The sequence below is a fragment of the Micromonospora sp. D75 genome, assembly GCF_018070405.1.
In the GTDB taxonomy this organism is placed as follows: Bacteria; Actinomycetota; Actinomycetes; order Mycobacteriales; family Micromonosporaceae; genus Micromonospora; species Micromonospora chalcea.
Genome location: NZ_JAGPXV010001034.1, coordinates 1 through 1,082 on the forward strand (window position 1 = coordinate 1; position 1,082 = coordinate 1,082).

At 74.8% G+C, this 1,082-nt stretch carries 1 protein-coding gene; it reads left to right on the top strand.

Annotation, left to right across the window (positions count from 1 at the left end; all coding sequences use genetic code 11):
* Positions 1–51 precede the first annotated feature (51 nt).
* Positions 52–1,082: LLM class flavin-dependent oxidoreductase (locus KBX39_RS31760; RefSeq protein ID WP_210874109.1), on the top strand; the 1,031-nt coding region annotated here is incomplete at its 3' end.

Sequence of the window (1,082 nt, forward strand, 5' to 3'; positions counted from 1 at the left end):
GTCGTCCCACCACTCAGGAGACGGCCCGTCCGACGCGCACCGGAGGCCCCCATGTCGCTCACCTTCCACTGGTTCCTGCCGACCTACGGCGACAGCCGGGACATCGTGGGCGGCGGACACGGCGTACCGGTCGGCACGGCCGGTGGCGCGCGACCCGCGAGCGTGGCGTACCTGGGGCAGATCGCCCGCACCGCCGAACAGCTCGGTTTCGCCGGCGCGCTCACCCCCACCGGCGCCTGGTGCGAGGACGCCTGGCTGACCACCGCCATGCTCACCGAGGTCACCGAGCGGCTGAAGTTCCTCGTCGCGTTCCGGCCCGGCCTGCTCTCACCCACCCTCGCCGCGCAGATGGCGTCCACGTTCCAGCGCCTGTCCGGCGGGCGGCTGCTACTGAACGTGGTCACCGGCGGCGAGTCGGCCGAGCAGCGCGCGTACGGCGACTTCCTGGACAAGGACGCCCGCTACGCGCGTACCGACGAGTTCCTGCACGTGGTGCGGGCGCTGTGGCGCGGCGAGACGGTCGACCACGACGGCGCCCACGTGCGGGTCGAGGGCGCCCGGCTCGGCCGGCTGCCCGACCCGGTGCCGCCGGTCTACTTCGGCGGGTCGTCCGGCGCGGCCGGGCCGGTGGCCGTCCGGCACAGCGACGTGTACCTGACCTGGGGCGAACCGCCCGCGCAGGTGGCCGGCAAGCTGGACTGGATCCGCGGGCTCGCCGCCGGGGCCGGCCGCGAGCTGCGGTACGGCATCCGGCTGCACGTGATCAGCCGGGACACCGCCGAGGAGGCGTGGGCCCAGGCGCGCAAGCTGCTCGACGGCATCCCCGAGGCCGACGTGCGCGCCGTGCAGGAAGGGCTGCGGCGCAGCGAGTCCGAGGGGCAGCGGCGGATGCTCGACCTGCACGGCGGCTCCCGCGACGGGCTGGAGGTCTCGCCGAACCTGTGGGCCGGATTCGGGCTGGTACGCGGCGGCGCGGGCACCGCGCTCGTCGGCAGCCACACCGAGGTCGCCGACCGGATCGCCGAGTACCACGCGCTCGGCCTGGACGAGTTCATCCTCTCCGGTCACCCGCACCTGGAGGA